The 19448-nt window shown below is 55.6% G+C and carries 16 protein-coding genes and 1 pseudogene; 12 read left to right on the forward strand and 5 right to left on the reverse strand.

Annotation, left to right across the window (positions count from 1 at the left end):
* A pseudogene (locus B3Z49_RS05130) lies at positions 1-198 on the forward strand (ATP-binding protein); the annotation flags it as partial.
* Positions 199-363: 165 nt separating this feature from the next.
* On the opposite strand, the gene B3Z49_RS05135 reads toward B3Z49_RS05130, so the two are convergent.
* Together B3Z49_RS05135 and B3Z49_RS05140 are read right to left on the reverse strand one after the other, a co-directional pair.
* Positions 364-1509, reverse strand: a complete 1146-nt coding sequence (locus B3Z49_RS05135; protein WP_296988622.1) for an alpha-hydroxy acid oxidase — start codon at positions 1507-1509, stop codon at positions 364-366.
* A gap of 5 nt (positions 1510-1514) precedes the next feature.
* Positions 1515-2132, reverse strand: a complete 618-nt coding sequence (locus tag B3Z49_RS05140) for a helix-turn-helix domain-containing protein (RefSeq protein ID WP_296988624.1) — start codon at positions 2130-2132, stop codon at positions 1515-1517.
* 403 nt (positions 2133-2535) lie between these two features.
* On the opposite strand from B3Z49_RS05140, the gene B3Z49_RS05145 reads away from it, so the two are divergent.
* The 11 genes from B3Z49_RS05145 (at position 2536) to B3Z49_RS05195 (ending at position 14803) form a co-directional block, all read left to right on the forward strand.
* Positions 2536-3570, forward strand: coding sequence for a TRAP transporter substrate-binding protein (locus B3Z49_RS05145; protein WP_296988625.1), 1035 nt, complete (start codon positions 2536-2538; stop codon positions 3568-3570).
* A gap of 138 nt (positions 3571-3708) precedes the next feature.
* Positions 3709-4227 carry a TRAP transporter small permease gene (locus B3Z49_RS05150; protein ID WP_296988627.1) on the forward strand — a complete coding sequence of 173 codons (519 nt, stop codon included), beginning with the start codon at positions 3709-3711 and terminating at the stop codon, positions 4225-4227.
* Between the two features lie 9 nt (positions 4228-4236).
* The gene (locus tag B3Z49_RS05155) at positions 4237-5541 is read left to right on the forward strand and encodes a TRAP transporter large permease (protein ID WP_296988628.1); all 1305 of its coding nucleotides are present in this window, start codon (positions 4237-4239) and stop codon (positions 5539-5541) included.
* 30 nt (positions 5542-5571) lie between these two features.
* Positions 5572-6471: a 4-hydroxy-tetrahydrodipicolinate synthase gene (gene dapA, locus B3Z49_RS05160; protein WP_296988629.1), complete on the forward strand. Its 900-nt coding sequence runs from the start codon at positions 5572-5574 to the stop codon at positions 6469-6471.
* Positions 6472-6493: 22 nt separating this feature from the next.
* Positions 6494-7909 carry an FAD-binding oxidoreductase gene (locus tag B3Z49_RS05165; RefSeq protein ID WP_296988631.1) on the forward strand — a complete coding sequence of 472 codons (1416 nt, stop codon included), beginning with the start codon at positions 6494-6496 and terminating at the stop codon, positions 7907-7909.
* A gap of 140 nt (positions 7910-8049) precedes the next feature.
* Positions 8050-8958 carry a LysR substrate-binding domain-containing protein gene (locus B3Z49_RS05170; RefSeq protein ID WP_296988632.1) on the forward strand — a complete coding sequence of 303 codons (909 nt, stop codon included), beginning with the start codon at positions 8050-8052 and terminating at the stop codon, positions 8956-8958.
* 195 nt (positions 8959-9153) lie between these two features.
* Complete coding sequence (locus B3Z49_RS05175; RefSeq protein ID WP_296988634.1) at positions 9154-10314, forward strand: ABC transporter substrate-binding protein; 1161 nt, start codon at positions 9154-9156, stop codon at positions 10312-10314.
* 256 nt (positions 10315-10570) lie between these two features.
* Positions 10571-11560 (forward strand): ABC transporter ATP-binding protein, encoded by a 990-nt coding sequence (locus B3Z49_RS05180; RefSeq protein ID WP_296988635.1) that lies wholly within the window; start codon positions 10571-10573, stop codon positions 11558-11560.
* On the forward strand, positions 11557-12534 hold the full coding sequence (locus tag B3Z49_RS05185; protein ID WP_296988636.1) for an ABC transporter permease: 978 nt from the start codon (positions 11557-11559) through the stop codon (positions 12532-12534). Before B3Z49_RS05180 ends, B3Z49_RS05185 begins: the two co-directional genes overlap by 4 nt.
* Positions 12524-13339: an ABC transporter permease gene (locus B3Z49_RS05190; protein ID WP_197146713.1), complete on the forward strand. Its 816-nt coding sequence runs from the start codon at positions 12524-12526 to the stop codon at positions 13337-13339. The genes B3Z49_RS05185 and B3Z49_RS05190 overlap by 11 nt, the downstream gene beginning before the upstream one ends.
* A 36-nt stretch (positions 13340-13375) precedes the next feature.
* The gene (locus B3Z49_RS05195) at positions 13376-14803 is read left to right on the forward strand and encodes a gamma-aminobutyraldehyde dehydrogenase (RefSeq protein ID WP_296988639.1); all 1428 of its coding nucleotides are present in this window, start codon (positions 13376-13378) and stop codon (positions 14801-14803) included.
* A 64-nt stretch (positions 14804-14867) separates the two neighbouring features.
* Here B3Z49_RS05195 and B3Z49_RS05200 read toward each other — a convergent pair whose 3' ends face one another.
* From B3Z49_RS05200 to B3Z49_RS05210, 3 genes are all read right to left on the reverse strand, one after another.
* Positions 14868-16088 carry an amidohydrolase family protein gene (locus B3Z49_RS05200; protein ID WP_296988641.1) on the reverse strand — a complete coding sequence of 407 codons (1221 nt, stop codon included), beginning with the start codon at positions 16086-16088 and terminating at the stop codon, positions 14868-14870.
* Entirely contained in the window at positions 16081-18645 is a 2565-nt protein-coding gene (locus B3Z49_RS05205) for a branched-chain amino acid ABC transporter ATP-binding protein/permease (protein ID WP_296988642.1), read from the reverse strand. The genes B3Z49_RS05200 and B3Z49_RS05205 overlap by 8 nt, the downstream gene beginning before the upstream one ends.
* A partial coding sequence (locus tag B3Z49_RS05210) for a branched-chain amino acid ABC transporter permease (RefSeq protein WP_296988644.1) occupies positions 18645-19448 on the reverse strand: 804 nt, incomplete at its 5' end. The genes B3Z49_RS05210 and B3Z49_RS05205, both read right to left, overlap by 1 nt.

The following is a 19448-nucleotide window of genomic DNA, read 5'->3' on the forward strand; positions in this document are numbered from 1 at the left end:
AACGCCATCCTGACCTGCAATGGTCAATGCACAATGCCACAGGGCGAAGGCATTGGCCTGCAACTCGTCCGGCGCATTTGTGAACGTCTTGACTGGACCTGCACGCTTACGCATCTGCCAAATGGCGGCATGTCAGTTTGCCTGGATCCGGGTGCCGAAACGCGGGTTGAGCGCAAACCCGAACTGGTTGAAAACTAATTCTCAGACAAAAAGGGCAGCTCATCCGCTGCCCTTTTTATTTGTCTGACTTATGGCCGAAACAGCCTTGCCGCCGGATGTTCGAACGTTACCCGACCATCCCATGTAACGGGCCAGTTTTAAAAGCCTGTCGGTGTTTGATGCAGTGGCGGGCTTCAACCGTCTCTATAAGATAAGGATGTCGCGCAGACCCGACAATTCGTTGACCCCGGCGAAAACCATGTTTGATCGCATCTCGTCAATCAGCATCGCCAAAAGGTCATAGGCTCCCTGTTCGCCATTGGCGGCCAAGCCATATAGCGGCAAACGCCCGACCAGAACGCCCTGACTTCCAAGCGCCAGATATTTAAGCGCATCACTGCCGCGTCGAATGCCGCTGTCCGCCATCACCATCATATCACTGCCGACCGCATCGACGATTGCGGGCAACACATCGGCCGGCGCCGGTGCAATATCCAGATTACGCCCCCCATGGGCCGAAACAACGATGCCATCGATCCCGGCATCGCGCGACTTGATGGCATCGGCAACGGACAGAATACCTTTCAGGATGACCTTGCCGTGCCAGCGATCCCGAATTTCGGCGATATCGGACCAGCCAAGCGCGTTTTCGATTTTGACATCCTCAGCCACCGCATCATCGGTGATCGCAGTTTTAAATGCAGCCGGGTAATGCGCATAGGTCGGCATGCCGCTGGTGATCAGATAGCGCAGCATCACAGACACCAGCCAGCGCGGATGCGTTGCCATGTCGCAGATTCCACGCATTGAGGGCACGAATGGTACGGAGAAACCATTGCGCTGATTATAGTCTCGCTTTGGCGAAAGCGGGGTGTCGACCGTAATCACCAACGTGTCGACCCCGGATTGTTTGGCGCGCTCCAACAACTGCCAACTGAGGTCTCGGTTCCGCCAAAGATAAAGCTGAAGCCAAAGTTCCACTTCCGGCGCGCCACGACGGATATCATCAATGGAGGTCACTGATTGCGTGGACACGCAAAACGGAATACCAAGCCGCCCGGCAACGCGTGCAAGCTTTGCTTCCCCGGTATATGACACAAGCCCAGCCAGCGCCGTTGGCGCAATCACCAGCGGCACAGGATAACTGCGACCAAACATCTGACAGGTCATGTCACAACCTGATTGACCGGTCAGAACCGTTGGGGTGAGCTTGATGTTATCAAGGGACTGGCGAATATCGGAAAGCGCCAGCTCCGCCTCGGTGCCACGATCGATATATTCAAACAGGCCCTTGGGCAGGTACTGTTTGGCCCGTGCGCGGTAATCATCGGCATTTGAAAGGGGCGCCATGATTGTCAGCTGGTCATGACCCACAGAACAACAGCTTCTTCTGGTCCCTTGCGGGTCCAGACATGCTCGGCACTCGCATCATAATACATCGAGTCGCCTTCATGCAGCTCAAGTGGCTCATAGATCTTGCTGTGGACAACGACCGTACCGCTCAAAATCGTCATGAAGATTTCGGCATCACTTTTCGGCCAGACGTCATATTCCTCGACATCGCGAGCAACGACTCTGGTCTTTATCGGCGTCATACGTTTGTGTTTAAGATCGGCACACAGAAGCTTGTTGTCACAGTTCCCGGAAAGATGCGGCTTGCCTTCATTGGCGCGTGTGACACTTCGACGACCGAGAAGAGTTGGCTGTTCGTCCGGATCGGCCAGAAGGCTGAGTACATCCATTTCAAAGCCGCGTGCGATGCGCTGGATGGTCGAAATGGTTGGTGAAAGTTCGCCACGTTCAATCTTGGAAAAGGCTGAGGCCGAAATTCCCGACGCCTTGCTGGCATCCTGAAGCGTCCAGCCGCGCCCCTTGCGCAACTGATGCAACCGCGGGCCAATTTCATCGGATTTGTTGCTGCTGGCACTAAATTGCCGACGATTGGCTTGAAAATCTTCCAGATCGACATTCATCGTAGCTCATTCCCTTTTGCAAGCATCTTACTTTTATTTCAATAAGTTACTGAACTGACAACCACTAATTGCGCCTGCTGCAACGTGACCTTGACCAGCACATTATATAACATACTGTGTTTTATACCACATTTTGAGAAAAATATACTATACGACATTTTTTGTCATATTGTGTTGACTTGCACCATATCGGATATATTCTGAAATAGCCGGATGCAGTCGAACTTCGATGATGTCCTTCTCGCCCAAACTTCGTTGCACAGCGTTTCGACCTGCATCCGGCGATAAAAACTGACCTGTGGAAATTGGCCAAAGTCATCCCACATGTTGCAAACCTTATCAGGGAAAACCAGGCACTTTCGAAGCGCCACTGCTTTGTTCGTCGCCCGGCAAAGGAGAAAAAATGACCATCATCCGGAAACTTCGGCATGTCACCCTCGCCGCCACCATCGGCCTCGGCAGTGTCCTGTCTGCATCCGCCTACGCGCAAACCATCGTCAAATTTGCCCATGTCGATGGCGAAGGCGACCTTCTTGATAACCCGTACTGGACTTTCACCGAGGTCTTTGACAACGTTCTGCAGACGCAATCTGAAGGCCGCTTCAAACTCGAAGTTTACCCGAACGGTCAGCTCGGCGATCTGGAATCGCTTGCCGAACAGAACTCCATGGGTCTTGTCGACATGGTTGGCGGTTTGAATGCTGGCCACCTCGCAGCCTATTACCCGCCGGCACAGATTCTTGAGATGCCCTACACCTTCCCGACCACCGAGGTCGCACGTGAAGTTCTCAACGAAGGTCCGTTTGGCGCGAAACTCTCTGACATGATTGCCGAAGGCAGTGGTGTGCGCGTCATGAGCTACCTGACCGGCGCATTTCGCAACTTCTCGAACTCGGTTCGCCCGATCCGCACCCCGGCGGACATGGAAGGCCTGAAAATCCGTACCCAGACCGTTCCACTGCACATGGAAATGGTCAAGGCACTTGGCGCTTCCCCGACCCCGATCGCATGGGCCGAACTGTACAGTGCGCTTCAGACCGGCGTTGTCGATGGACAGGAAAACGCCCCCTACACCATGCTGCTGACCAACCTGCAGGAAGTTCAGAAGTACTACACACTTGATCACCACCTGATCAATATGCCGCTGATCACCATCAATGATGCGTTCTATCAGGGCCTGAGCGACGAAGACAAAACGATCTTCGAGAACGCTACCAAAGAAGCAACCTTTGCCATGCTTGGCATTATCGCTGCCAAGGAATCACAGGATCTGAAAGTGATCCGTGACGCGGGCGTCGAGATCTATCAGCCGACGCCCGAGGAATTCCAGATGTTCGTGGATGCCACAAAGGAACCGATCCGTGCCTTCATGGAAAAAAAGGTCGGTACCGAGCTGATCGACGAACTCGAAGCCGCTGTAAAAGCAGCTCAGGAATAACAACATGAGCGCCCGGGCAGCACCCTGTCCGGGCTCTTTTTCTATTCCCGCTTCGTGTGCAAATTGCATTTCCCATTCGCACGCCGTTTTGTGATCGCGAACATCACCATCGATTTCCCGATCCGAGAGAGGATCACCATGCTTCAGACCCTCGATAAACTATCGTTGATCGTTGCGCAGGTTACCTCGATTGTCGCCAGACTGATGTTGGCTTCTGTCGCGGTTGTCCTGTTTATTCAGGTCGTCTTGCGCTTTGGTTTCAACTATTCCCTGCCCTGGCCAGAGGAAGCATCACGCTTTCTGATGGTGTGGGTGGTGATGCTTGGCGGCAGCCTTCTTATCCGTGATGAACAGCTTGTCTGTGTCGACTTCTTCGACAAGTTCTGGCCGCGCCGCTGGCTTGGCTATCGCAATGCGCTATTCCGCCTGCTGCTGGCAGCCTTGCTTGCCGTACTGCTGGTCAAGGGCATTGATTCCGCCATTTTCGGTATGCGCCGTACATCCGCCGCACTCAACCTGTCCTGGTTCTGGATCTACCTCTCTGTACCGGTCGGAGCGGCCCTGATGCTGTTTCACATGGTTGTCCTTGCCATTCGCGACCTTGTCAAAGGCCCCGAGTCTGAGCAGGAAGCATCCCTTCTGCGTGCCGAGCTCTAAGGGGACATTATGGATTACGCACTCTTAATCATGATTGGCCTGTTGCTATTGCTGATGTTCCTTGGCAGCCCGGTCATCTTCGCCATCGGCTTTGCAGGCCTTTCCTATTTCTTCATCAAACCCGGCATGGTCGACATGCTGCACATGTATTCCCACAAGTTCTTCACCGGGATGGATGTGTTTATCTGGCTGTCGATCCCGCTGTTTATCATTGCCGGTGAAATCATGACATCGGTGGGGATGACAGAACGGCTGGTGCAGTTCTCGCGCCTGCTGGTCGGTCGCTGGCGCGGTGGGCTTGCCTATGTCAACGTTGTCGGATCGATGATGTTTTCCGGTGTGTCGGGCTCGGCCCTTGCCGATATCTCCGCCCTTGGTCCGGTCGAAATCGACATGATGAAAAAGGACGGCTATCGCACGGACTTTGCTGCTGCCGTTACTGTCAGTTCCGCCATTCAGGGGCCGATCATTCCGCCCTCGATCCCGCTGATTATCTTTTCAAGTCTGACCAATACGTCGGTTGCGGCCCTGTTCCTCGGCGGTGCTGTTCCGGGTGCGATGATGGGGATTGCCCAGATTGCCGTGATCTATTTCATCGCGCGCAAGAACAACTTTCCGGCCAACCCAATCAAGGCACTGACGCTGGGTCTGGCATTCCGAATTTTCTACAATGCCTTCTGGGCACTGTTCATGCCGCTGATCATTATCGGCGGGATCATTTCCGGCATCTTCACGGCCACCGAAGCAGCATCCATTTCTGTGGCTTATGCCATGCTCGTCGGTATCTGCGCATATCGAACCCTATCGCTCAAACAGATCTGGGCCATCCTTGATCGGGCAGTGCGCACCTCTGCATCGGTCTATCTGATTGTCGGCTTTGCCAGTGTTATCAGTTGGATTCTTGCAACCGAACGCGTGCCGTCCGAACTGACCATGCTGGTTGAGACACTCGACATGCAGCCATGGATGTTGCTGTTGTGCCTGAACCTCTTCTTCTTGATCAACGGTCTTTGGATCGGGGATTCCGTGCAGCTTCTGCTGTTCGCCCCTCTCTTTACCCCGATCGTCGCTGCCATGGGCGTCGACCCTGTGCAATTTGGTGTGATCATGGTTGTCAACGTCATGATCGGCCTGATGACGCCCCCCTATGGACTTGGGTTGTATCTGGGATCAGCCATCAGCGGCGCGCCGCTAGCCAATATCGTCCGCAAAAGCTTCCCGTTCCTTGTCTCCAACATCATCGTGTTGTTGCTCGTGACATACATCCCGGCAATTTCACTGACATTGCCACGCCTATTTGGCTTCCTGAAATAATCGCCACCACCAAAAGACAAGAGACTAGAAATGACGCTCACCAAAAATGACATCAATGGCCTTTATACCGCCATTGTCACGCCCTTCACCGAAGACAAGTCGGTCGACCACAAGGCGCTTGCCAATCTCGTCAGCCGACAGATTGCCGCTGGTGCTGCCGGCGTGGTACCGATTGGCGGAACCGGAGAATACCCGGCCCTTTCGCGTCAGGAACGCAAGGACATTGTCAAAACCTGTGTTGATGCCGCAGGCGATGCCCCGGTCATTCCGGGTGTTCTGTCCACGGGTTTCCCGGACGCCGTCGAAGCCGGTAAGGATTTCGAAGATGCCGGCGCACAGGGCGTTATGACCGTAACCCCTTACTATGCCGCAGGCACCCAGGACGGCATGCGCGAATATTTCGCCAACTACCGCAACGAAATCGGCGTCCCGGTTCTGCTTTATGAAATTCCGCGTCGTACTGGTGTATCGGCTCAGGCCGAAACCATTCAGGCCATGGCAGAAGACGCCTCGATCATCGGCATGAAATGCTCGAACTACGACATGCCTGCTTTTATCAAGACCGTGAAATATGCCGGTGACAAAATGGCTATCCTCAGTGGTGAAGAACCGCTGTTTGCCACCCATGTTGCTCTTGGCGCAAAAGGCGGTGTTCTGGCATCCGCCAATGTCTATCCGGAAATCTGGGTTGAGATCTTCAGGATTGCTGGCGAAGGCAAACTGAAAGAAGCTCTCTCGCTTCAGGCTAATGTTGATGGTGCGATTGATGCGATCTTCCGTGAAACCAACCCGGGACCGCTCAAGAAGTACATGGAAATGGCCGGTCATCCGGTGGGCGACGTTCGCTTGCCGCTCGAAGGCCCGTCAGAACAGACCATTGCAGCGCTTAAAGTGGCCTTAGATGCTGCAACGCTTGCAAAAGTAGCCTGATTTATCTTTCCAAGGACCAGCCATGATTAATCGTCTTCACCAAATCCTCGGCGACAAGGGCCTGATCACCGATCCTCAGGAAATGCACCCATACCTGATCGATTGGCGTGATCGCAGGAAAGGCAATGCTGTTTGCGTTGCCCTACCGGCCACCACCGAGGAAGTCTCCCTAACGATGAAAGTGGCTGCCGAGGAAGGCCAGCCGGTATTTCCCCTCGGGGGAAATACCGGTCTGTGCTACGGCGGTGTACCGGAAAGCCAGACGGAAGAAAAACCGGGCATCGTCATCAGCCTGCAACGGATGAAACAGATCCGCGAAATTGATGCTGCGGCCAATATTGTCACCGTCGATGCCGGTGTGATTCTGGCCGACCTGCATGAAAAGTGCAAACCGCACAAACGTCAGTTCCCGCTCTATCTCGGCAGCGAGGGCAGTGCCCAGATCGGCGGTCTGATCTCGACCAATGCCGGTGGAACCGGCGTGGTTAAATACGGCCCGATGCGTGATCTTGTTGCCGGGATCGAGGTTGTTTTGGCCGATGGCCGCATTCTTTCCGACCTTGAAGGATTGAAGAAAAACAACACCGGTTATGACCTTAAGCACCTGTTTATCGGTGCTGAAGGCACGCTTGGTATTATCACTGGTGCCGCCCTTAAGATGCATCCGGAGGACACCAATGATGCCCATGCGTGGGTGTCCGTTGACTCACCGGAAACTGCGGTGCGTCTATTTACCGAATTCCAGGACAAATGCGGCCCCTATGTCGAGGCGTTTGAACTTGTTTCAGGCACCGAGATTGACGCCGTTGTCCGCCACATTGATCGCATTCACGTGCCGTTCGATACGGTTCCCGACTGGTCATTGATGATCGAGCTGACCTCCTCCGATACGAATGTCGATCTGAATGGTGTATTTGAAGAAATACTGGGCGAGAACCTTGAAAACGGTTCTGTCCTCGATGCCTTTATTGCAAGCAACTCCCAGCAGGCGGAACAGATCTGGCATGTCCGCCATTCCGTCACCGAGGCCAACAAGATCGAAGGTATGGGCCTTGTTCATGACGTCGCTGTGCGTGTCTCCAAGGTGCCTGCCTTTATTGCCAAGGCCAAGGAGGTCACGGCCGAAAAATTCCCGATGGCGACACCGATTTTGGTCAACCATCTGGGCGATGGCAATGTGCATTACATTCTGATGTTCCCGCATGATTACTGGAAATCGGTCGAAGACCCGTATGCCCTGACCGACGAAGTCCAGACCTGCGTTCATGACATCGCGGCAGAGTTCAACGGCACCTTTAGTGCTGAACATGGCGTTGGACGCAAACTGACCGGCGAGCTTAAACGTCTGAGCGATCCGCTGCGCTACGAGATGATGAAAAACATCAAAAAGACGCTTGATCCGGAGAACCGCATGAACCCGGGCGTGCTATTTGACTGACATATAGCACGGCAAACTTGCACAGCCGCATCCTGCCCAAGTCGGACAGGATTGGCACAGACGGGCGCACTTCGGTGCGTCCGTTTTGTTATCGAAAAAACCGCGACAAGTGTTTTGCTATCACCTATCGTGATGGCATCATGGCTTTTACCATTCGACAGCTTCAGTATTTCGTCGCCGTGGCCGAACAGGGAACTGTATCGGGGGCGGCGCATATTCTGTCGATATCGCAATCAGCCGTGACCGAGGCGATCAAGGAACTTGAAGCCGATCTGGGGGTTGCGCTGTTTGATCGTCATTCGCGCGGGCTTAACATCACCCATAACGGTCATCAATTCCTGCGCCACGCCACGACCATCCTTGCCAATGTCTCAGACGCCAAACAGACCTTTGAGGAAACCGCACAAACCCAAAAGGGCGAATTGCATCTGGGCGTGACATCGCTGGTCGCGGGTTATGTGCTGTCTGATATTCTGGCACGCTATCGCCGGGCCTACCCGCAGATCACGGTGAGTGCTACCGAAGATAATGGCGACTACCTTGAACATCTTCTGATCGGCGGCGAGATTGATGTTGCCGTGATGGTGATTTCCAATCTGCGGGATCGCTTGGCATTGCAATCTGAAATTCTTGAAGTTTCACCCTATCGGCTGTGGCTGCCGCTGGGGCATAAACTGGCCACCGCACAAAGCATCACGCTTGATGATGTCACATCCGAGCCGCTGATCATGCTGACCATCGACGAGATCGAGGAAGCAACCGGCAAATTGCTGGGTGCCCTTGGCACTCGCCCCCGTGTTGCCTTCCGGACAAGATCGGTTGAGGCGGTACGGAGCCTTGTTGCCACCGGGGCCGGATTATCGCTTTTGCCTGATCTGGTTTATCGCCCCTGGTCGCTTGAGGGCGACCGGATTGAAAGCCGCGATGTATCGGGTACGCTTCCAATGGTTCAGGTTGGCGTTGTCTGGCGAAAAGGCTCCCCGTTGTCCCAGGCGGCACGTGATTTTATCGGTCTGGCACAGGCCCATCGCGCCACCCGCCTGCGTTAAGCACGCAGATATCATCACCAGTGAAACAAGAAAATCGTCGTGTAACAGGCCGTTACGCTGCGCCGCAACAGATATCGGAAAATCCGATAACGTATTTCTGTTAAATGAAATTGTGAATGCTCCAGATCGGCGTAGGCTTGCCGTCGGGAAATAAAAGTCACGCGAACTGACGTCCTGCAACTGGGAGACATCACAATGAAATCACTATTGAAATCAGGCACGTCCGTGATGGTCGTGCTTGCCTTTGCCGCCAGTCAGGCGGCTGCCGCTGACATGATGACCGAACTTGGCACACCGGAAGGTTCCGTGAATATCGTTGCCTGGCCGGGCTATATCGAACGCGGCGAAACGGATGCCAATTTTGACTGGGTAACGTCCTTTGAAAAGGAAACCGGATGTGCGGTGAATGTCAAAACCGCCAACACGTCCGATGAAATGGTCGCGCTGATGAACGAAGGCGGCTTTGATCTTGTCACCGCATCGGGCGATGCGTCGCTGCGCATGATTGCCGGCAAACGCGTTCAGCCGATCAATACCGACCTGATCCCAAGCTGGAACACCGTCGATGACCGTCTGAAAAGCGCGCCATGGCACACGGTTGACGGCGTACATTACGGCACACCCTATCAGTGGGGTCCGAACGTTCTGATGTACAATACCGACGCCTTCGCCGAAGCACCGAAAAGCTGGAACGTCGTGTTCGAGGAAATGACCCTTGCTGATGGCAAATCGAACAAGGGCCGCGTTCAGGCCTATGACGGACCGATCCACATCGCCGACGCCGCGCAATACCTGATGGCGCACAACCCCGAACTTGGCATCAAAAGCCCCTATGAGCTGAATGCCGATCAATATGCCGCCGCCCTTGATCTGCTGCGCGGTCAGCGCGAACTGGTGTCACGGTACTGGCATGATGCCTTCATCCAGATGGATGATTTCAAGAACGAAGGCGTGGTCGCATCCGGTTCCTGGCCGTTCCAGGTCAACCTTCTGAAATCCGAAGGCCTTCCGGTTGCATCGACCATCCCCGAAGAAGGGGTTACCGGCTGGGCTGATACCACCATGCTCCATGCCGAAGCCGAAAACCCGACCTGTGCCTATCTCTGGATGGAACATTCCCTGTCTCCGAAAGTTCAGGGCGACCTTGCGGCATGGTTTGGTTCCAACCCGGCTGTTCCGGCAGCCTGCACCGGCAATGCCCTGTTGGGCGATGAAGGTTGCGCCACCAACGGCTTTGATGATTTCGACCGTGTCAGCTTCTGGCAAACCCCGGTTTCGAAATGCGAAAGCCAGGGTGAATGCGTGCCTTATTATCGTTGGGTTTCCGACTATATCGGCGTGATTGGCGGCCGCTAAGCAATCCTGCGATCAGGTTCCCCACCCTTGTGAACCTGATCGGGCAAGGGGATGCGCATGGCGAGTTATCACACCCGGCACGAAATGCGCACCCCATTCTGATCGGCGGCAATGGCACGGTACTTCCGGGCTCCGGGGGACCCGGAAGGTGCCATTGCCGCTGATCAACCGCCAACGCCAAATGCATCACACCCGCCACCATTCCTTACTAAACGAAATCCGACTTATGTGCGGGTTTCAAACAACTGGTTGACCCATGACGACTGCAGTTTCCTTCGCAAAGGTTTCAAGACATTTCGGCGCGGTTCGCGCTGTGGATAATGTCGACCTGTCGATTGCCGAGGGCGAATTTTTCGCCATGCTCGGCCCGTCAGGATCAGGCAAAACCACCTGTCTGCGCCTTATTGCCGGGTTTGAACAACCCACCAGCGGCCATATCGAGATTTTCGGCACCACCGTCGAACATGTGCCGCCCTATCGCCGAAACGTCAACACGGTGTTTCAGGACTATGCCCTGTTCCCGCACATGAACATTATCGACAACGTCGCCTATGGCCTGATGATCCGCGGCATGAACAAGGCCGATCGTCATGCAGCTGCCAACGAGGCGCTTGAACTGGTTGCCCTGCCGGGTTACGGCGAACGCCGCCCGGGGCAGCTTTCCGGTGGTCAGCGCCAGCGCGTGGCGCTTGCCCGCGCATTGGTCAACAAACCCAAGGTGCTGTTGCTTGACGAGCCGCTTGGCGCGCTGGATCTCAAACTGCGCGAACAGATGCAGGAAGAACTCAAAATCCTGCAACGCAAACTTGGCATTACCTTTGTTTTCGTCACCCATGATCAAGGTGAAGCCCTTTCGATGGCGGACCGGGTCGCCGTTTTCAACGACGGCAAAATCCAGCAGATCGGAAGCCCGCAAGACATCTATCAACGTCCGGAAAGCCGCTTTGTCGCCGATTTCGTTGGCTCGTCGAACGTGCTTGAACCGGGTTTTGTCAAACAGCTGACCGGCAAGGAAAGCTATGCCAGCCTGCGCCCCGAGGCGATCCGCATCGTTTCCGCCGATGGCCATAGCGCAACCGTCACCGGCAGCAGTTATCTTGGTGGCACCACGCGCATCAGCCTTGCACTTGGCGATATGCGGATCGGCGCGCTGATCCCGGCCGATCAGGCCGTGCCAGAGAACGGCACCACCGTTCAAATCAGCTGGCAGGAAAATGACCTGCACCTGATGGAGGGGGCGCAATGACCGCCACCAGCGCCTCCAATGCCAAAACGGTTCAAAGCGAAAGTGCAGTTCTGCCGGGACAGGGCGGGATCACCGGCAGCTTGTCTGACAAATTCTGGCGCAATCCGAAGCTCCTTCTTATCCTGATGCTGACCCCGCCGGCCCTTTGGCTTGGTATCATCTATCTTGGTTCGCTTTTTGCGTTGCTCGCGCAAAGCTTTTTCTCGATCGATGAATTTTCCGGCATGGTTCAATATGAACTGACGCTAAAAACCTATGGCGAACTGTTCCGGCCAGCCAATCTCGACATCATCATCCGCACGGTTTCGATGGCAGCCATCGTGACATTTGCCGCCGCCTGTGTCGCATTTCCGATTGGCTATTTTGCAGCCCGCTATGCACGTGGCAAGTGGAAGGCGTTGTTTTACATCGGCGTGATGTTGCCGCTTTGGTCGAGCTATCTGGTCAAGGTCTATGCCTGGAAGCTGATCCTGGCCAAGGAAGGCATCCTGACCTGGATTTTCACCAAGTTGCATCTGACCTGGCTGCTTGAAGCCTGGCTGGCGATCCCGATCATTGGCGGCTATTCGCTTTCGGTCAGCTATACCGGGACTTTCCTTGTTTTCCTCTATGTCTGGCTGCCTTTCATGGTTTTACCGGTGCAAGCAGCACTTGAACGCGTCCCCGGCAGCTTTATCGAGGCATCGGGCGACCTTGGCGCGACGCCGGGCCAAACATTCCGCCATGTGATTTTCCCGCTGGCCTTACCGGGCATTGTTGCCGGTTCGATCTTTACCTTCTCGTTGACGCTGGGCGATTACATCATTCCGCAGATTGTCGGCTCATCCCGGCTGTTTATCGGTCAGGCGGTCTATGCCCAACAGGGCACGGCGGGCAACATTCCGCTGGCAGCTGCCTTTACGGTCGTGCCGATTGTTATCATGGGCTTCTATCTTTGGGGTGCCAAACGGATGGGGGCTTTCGATGCGCTCTGATGGGAAACAACGCGCTCCTTGGGGCCTGAAACTTGCCGCCGGTCTTGGCCTTGCCTTCATGCATTTGCCAATTGCGCTGATTTTTGTCTATGCCTTCACGACAGAAGACAAATCCTATCAGTGGCCACCGCCCGGCTTTACCCTGAAATGGCTTGAGGTGACGTGGAACCGCCCGGATGTCTGGGAAGCCCTGAAACTGTCGCTGCAGACCGCAACCATTTCGACCCTGATCGCGATGGTTCTGGGAACACTTTGTGCGGCGGCGGTATCACGCACCAAATTTTTTGGCCGTGAAACCATCTCGCTTCTGGTGATCCTGCCGATTGCACTTCCGGGCATCATTACCGGTATTGCGCTTCGTTCGGCATTTAGTATTGCCGACATTCCGTTTTCGATCTGGACGATCATTCTGGGTCACGCGACCTTTTGTGTGGTGGTTGTCTATAACAACGCGGTTGCGCGGTTCAGACGGACCTCGGGGTCGCTGGTCGAGGCATCCATGGATCTGGGGGCCAACAGTTTCCAGACTTTCCGGCATGTCATTTTGCCCAATATTGGCACGGCGCTTCTGGCCGGTGGCATGCTGGCCTTTGCCCTGTCCTTTGACGAAGTGATCGTCACGACCTTTACCGCCGGACAGCAGTCGACACTGCCGATCTGGATGCTTGAAGAACTTGTCCGACCCCGCCAGCGCCCGGTCACCAATGTGGTGGCGATGGTGGTGGTTCTGGTCACGGTCCTGCCGATCCTGGCGGCCTATTACCTGACACGCGATGGCGATCAGGTGGCCGGATCGGGAAAATAACAGCACACGATAACGCTACCAACGGGAGAGCTTATTATGGATACCAAGATGCTGATCGGCAGCACCCTTGAAATGGGCGTTGAAGCCGAAGAAAACATCATCAATCCCAAGACCGGCGAAACCATCATGATGCTGCCCGAAGCATCGATGGAACAGATCGACCGTGCGGTCAGCGCCGCCGAGCACGCCTTCCAGTCATGGTCGCGCACAACGCCGGCAGAACGGTCGAACTACCTTCTGAAAATCGCGGATCGGATCGAAGCCGAGGCAGAAGAGTTCGTCAAACTGGAATCGCTTAATTGCGGCAAACCGATCAATGCGGTCCGCGATGATGAAATTCCGGCCATTGTCGATTGCTATCGCTTCTTTGCCGGTGCCGTGCGCTGCATGCAGGGATCGATTGCCGGGGAATATATGGCGGGCCATACCTCGATGATCCGCCGCGATCCGATCGGGGTGGTCGGTTCCATCGCGCCATGGAACTATCCGATGATGATGATGGCCTGGAAACTGGCCCCGGCGATTGCCGGTGGCAACACGGTCGTTTTCAAGCCATCTGAACAAACGCCACTGACCGCGCTTAAGATGGCGACCCTTCTGGCTGATATCCTGCCCGAAGGTGTGGTCAATATCGTTCTTGGTCGCGGTGCCACTGTGGGTAATGCCCTGATCAACCATCCCAAGGTCGATATGGTGTCGATCACGGGTGATGTCGCAACCGGCAAGAAGGTTCTTCAGGCCGCGGCCAAATCAGTCAAACGCACGCACCTCGAACTGGGTGGCAAGGCACCGGTGATTGTCTTTGATGATGCCGATGTCGATGCCGTCGTCGAAGGCTTGCGGGCATTCAGTTACTATAACGCCGGTCAGGACTGCACGGCGGCGTGCCGGATTTATGCTGGCCCGAAAATCCATGACAAGCTGGTGGCGGATCTGTCATCTGCGGTTTCCAGCATCGCCTATGCCCGTGCGGACGACAGCGAAAACGAAATCGGCCCGCTGATTTCCGAACGCCAGCGTGACCGTGTGGCAAGCTTCGTCGCGCGTGCGTCCGAACAGAAACACATGGAAATTACCACCGGTGGCAAGCTGCATGATGGGCCCGGTTTCTTCTATCAGCCGACCGTGATTGCCGGTGCGCTTCAATCTGATGAAATCGTCCGGCGCGAAGTGTTTGGTCCGGTGGCGTCCATCACCCGCTTTACCGATGTCGATGAGGCCGTCGCATGGGCCAATGATTCCGATTACGGTCTGGCATCTTCGATCTGGACCAAGGATATTTCGCGCGCCATGCAAACAAGTGCCCGCCTTCGTTATGGCTGCACCTGGATCAATACCCACTTCATGCTGGTCAATGAAATGCCCCATGGCGGTCTGAAACAGTCCGGCTATGGCAAGGATATGTCGCATTACGCACTAGAGGATTATACCGCCGCCCGTCACATCATGATCGCGCACGGATAACCCAAAAATCCAATCATCAGACAGAAAGGGCAGCCCATGTGCTGCCCTTTTTTATTGGTCTGACTTATGGCCGAAACAGCCTTGCCGCCGGATGTTCGAACGTTACCCGACCATCTTTCATGCCCCAGATCGGGCGACTGATTTCCGAGACCACTTGTGCGCGGCTTTGGGCGGGGAGGACGATGAAGCTTGCGGCTTCGCCGACCGCAATTTTGCTGGATCGGCCGAGAAGCTTGGCCGGGGCGTCGGACACCATGGCAAAGCAGTTTTCAAGTTCGGCCTCGGTCGCGAGCTGACTGACATTGGCATACAGATTTGCCATGCGCGACAGCGAACAATCGCCATAAGGCGTAAACGGGTTCAGCACATTATTCGTCGCAATCGTGCAGCACACACCATGGGCGGCAAACTTGTGTGCCGGGGCCACGCCGCAGGGTACGGAATGATCATGATCGCGCCCGGTCAGGAAAAGGTCGGTTGCGGGCAACACGGTCAAACCGATCCCGGCATCGCGCATGATGGCAATCGTGTCTTCAAGTTCGGGTTTGGGCAGCACCGACAGTTTGGTCACATGCCCGATCATCACGCGGCCCTGCCAGCCAAAGGCGATGGATTGTTTTGCCACTTCATCCAAATGCCGCCAGCTGGCATCCAGATCGAAATCCAGATGGAAATCGAGATCGACATCATAGTCGCGCGCCATTTCAAAAAGACGCAGGATCTGGCCATTTGGGTCGGTATCCATATAGGGGCAACCGCCCAGCAAATCCGCACCACTATCCAATGCCTGGCGCAACAGTTCCTCGGTGCCGGGATAGTTAAACAGTCCTTCCTGGGGGAAAACGCAAATTTCGATATCCATTGCCCAGGCATAGTCGGCCTTAAGCCGCTTGATGGCGTTGAAGCCCGCCAAGCCGATGCCCGGATCGATTTCGACATGGGTGCGCACCGCATTGGTGCCCTCGGTAATTGCCTTTTCAATCACGCGGGCACCGCGGGCGTAAATGTCATCCTCGGTAAAGCCGCTTTTGGCGTTGGCGACCGCACTGATTGCGCCCTGAAGCGTGCCGGTTTCGTTTTTGGCCCGGTCAAGGATGCAGGCCTTATCAAGGTGGATGTGGCTTTCAACAAAGCCGCAACTGATCAGCTGGCCCGCTGCATCAAAACTTGGCGTATCCCCGGCAATCGACTGGGCGATCTCGACAATTTTGCCATCCGCCACGGCCAGATCGACAAGCGCATTCTCACCACTCAGGCAGGCGTTCCTCACCAGATAATCAAGCATTCTCGTGTGTTTCCTGTTTTGGTTTCTTATCGCCTTGTTCCGAGCCCCCCAGATAGGCGGCAATCAGGCGTTCATCTTTTCTCAGCTCGGATGCCTTGCCTTTGGCAACCAGCTGCCCCTGTTCAAGGACATAGGCATAATCAGCCACCGAAAGCGCCATGGTCGCCATCTGATCGACCAGAAGGATGGTGACCCCTTCGTCGCGCAATTCGCCCAGAATGGCATAGAGTTCCTCGACCATGGCCGGGGCCAGACCAAGCGATGGTTCATCAAGCAACAGCGCCTTTGGCTTGGCGACCAGACCACGGGCGATTGCCATCATTTGCTGTTCGCCCCCGGACAACAGACCAGCCGGGCTGTTGATGCGATCGCGCAGACGCGGGAAGCGGTTCAGGATGGCTTCAAGTTCATCCGAACTGACAGGTTTGGGTTGCTTATAGGCCCCCAGTTCGATGTTTTCGCGGACGGTCAGTTCCGGGAAGACCTGACGGCCTTCAGGCACCAGAACCAAGCCCTGTTCGACGATCTGATGCGGGGCAAGGTCATGAATATATTCGTTATTGAGAACGATCTTGCCATCCACCGGGCGGAGCAACCCGGCCAGTGCGGTCAGGAAGGTCGACTTGCCCGCACCGTTTGCCCCCAGAAGTGCAACCATTTCACCCTGCCGGACCTTAAGATCAATGGAATGCAGAACCGGTGCGGCGCCATAGCCAGCCGTCAGGCGCAGGGTTTCAATCACCGGAGAGTACCCGGCCTCGAACGGGATCGGGCGCGGGCGGGCCTTCATTTCGCCGTCACCAAGGTAGGCCGCGATGACCTGCGGGTCGTTTTGCACGGCCTGCGGGGTGTCAAAGATGATCGGGGTTCCGGCATCCACGGCCAAAATATGATCAGAAATGCCCATGACCATTTCCATGTCATGTTCAACCAGCACCACCGTAATTCCGGCATCGGCCAGTTGGCGCAGCAATTTGGCCAGTGACACCTTATCGGCATGCATCAGGCCAGCAGCCGGTTCATCGAGCAACAACACACCGGGTTTGGTCGCGAGCGACCGGGCAATTTCAACCAGCCTGCGATCCACATGCGGCAGGTCACCGGCACGGGCATCGATATCGCCATGATAGCCACAAAAGGCCAAAAGTCCGGCGGCATGGTTGCGGTTGGCATCCGATGCAATCGCACTGAACGGCTTGCCAAAGCGACCGACCGGAAGACCGGCAATGACGTTGTCGATCACCGACATGTTTTCAAACAGACGGGTCGCCTGGTAGGTGCGCGCAATGCCATTGCGCGCGGCAAAATCGGTTGGCTTGCCTGCGATATCCTGATCCCCGATGCGAACAACACCTTCGGTCGGTTTGTAAAATCCGCTGATGATATTCAAAAGTGTGGTTTTACCTGCCCCGTTCGGACCAATGATGGATGTGACATCGCCCGGCTTGGCGGTAAAGGAAACGGCATTGACCGCCTTCACCCCGCCAAAGGCGATGGACAGATTTTCAACCACCAGACCGTCTGATTTGGCGTAATCCTTAAGGCCTGCCTCAATCTCGTGCGCCGGGGTGGCGGTGACACCGCGCTTGGTCAGCGGGATGAAGCGTTCGATCACGCCAACAATCCCGCGCGGGGCAATCAGCAACACGACAATCAAAAGTCCGCCAAAAATCAGCAGGCGGTATTCGGCAAAGTCGGCCAGCAGTTCGGGCAACAACACCGAAACCGATGCACCGACCAGCGGCCCCAGAACCGTACCCGCCCCGCCCAGAATGACGGCAAACAGATAGAGGATCGACTGGCTAAGCGGGAAGTTTGACGGTGCGATAAACATCATAAGCGGCGCAAAAAGTGCACCGGCGAGCCCCGCCATGGCCGCCGCAATCGCAAAGCCGGTCGCCTTGACGGCAAAGGCGTTATAACCCAGCGAACTTGCGGCAATTTCGGCATCACGCATGCTGGTCATCGCCATGCCCCAGCCACTTGTTGCCAGACGACGAAACGCAAAAAGCGCGACCCCGGCCAGAACGACACACAGCATCACAAGGTCACGTTCGCTAAACATATAGCCAAACAGGTCGGGCATCGGGAAACCCATCAGGCCGTTTTGCCCGCCGGTCAGTGCCCGCCATTCAATCGCGCCATGTTCGACGATAAAGGCAAAGGCAATCGTCACCATGGCAAGAAACGGCCCCGCCATCCGCACAGCCGAAAGTGCCAGGACACAGCCCGCCAACCCGGCAATCACGGTCGATGCAATCAGCGCCATCCAGAAATTAAGCCCGGCCAGCGTCAGGATGGCACTGGCATAGGCCCCGATGGCAAAGAACCCGACCTGCCCCAGCGACACCAGCCCGGTCAGGCCATACAAAACATTCAGCCCGACACACAAAACGGTGGTGATGGCGACAAGGCCGATGACGAACTGGGTATAGCCGCCCGTGATCGTCACACCGATCAAACCGGCGATGATGGCGGCCAGAATGGTGGCATCAAGGGCGATGGATTTATTGAGTTTGGGCATCGGGTTTTTGAATTTAATATCGCGTTTCATCATCAGACCTTCTTGATCGCAGCACGGCCAAACAGGCCGCTTGGTTTGACGGTCAGAACCGCGATCACAAGCGCGAAGACGACGATGAAGGTGTAGGACGATCCGAGGTAGGTGGTCACACCGGCCTCAACCAGGCCATAGATAAAGCCAGCCAACATGACGCTATAGGCCGATGTCATGCCGCCCAGAATGGCAACCGCAAAGGCCTTGAGACCAAAAAGCGTGCCCATATCCGAATGCACCGAAAACAGCGGAGCAATCAGAAGCCCGGCACACCCGGCCAGCATCGATGAAATGGCAAAGGATCCGGTCACCATCAGGGTGGTGTTGATCCCCATCAGCTTGGCCGCCTGAAGGTTCTGCACCACCGCCAAAAGGGCGCGGCCCTGACGGGTATGGCGGAACAGGGCATGCAGTGCGAGTGCCACACCAATGGCAGCAATCGGGATCAGGATTTGTTGCGGGTAAACGCCGGTGCCAAATACGTTCCAGCTTTCACCGACAAGGGCCGATGGCAGGGTGCGCGGTTCGTTGCCAAAGGTGAATAGCACGGCGTTATCAAGCAGAATGCCGCCCGCGACAGTCGCCATCAGCCAGGCTTCCGAATTGCGAATGGCAAACGGACGGACAAGGAAAAATTCGACCATGATACCGGCAAGCCCGCAGCACAAAATGGCCAGCGGATAACCGACAATGACCGGAAAACCGTATCGTTCGCAGAACACAAAGCCCAGAACAGCGCCCAGCATCACCATCGATCCTTGCGCGAAATTGACCTTGGAGGACACCGAATAGGTGATCTGGAA

Source organism: Thalassospira sp. UBA1131 (genome assembly GCF_002311515.1).
GTDB lineage: Bacteria > Pseudomonadota > Alphaproteobacteria > Rhodospirillales > Thalassospiraceae > Thalassospira.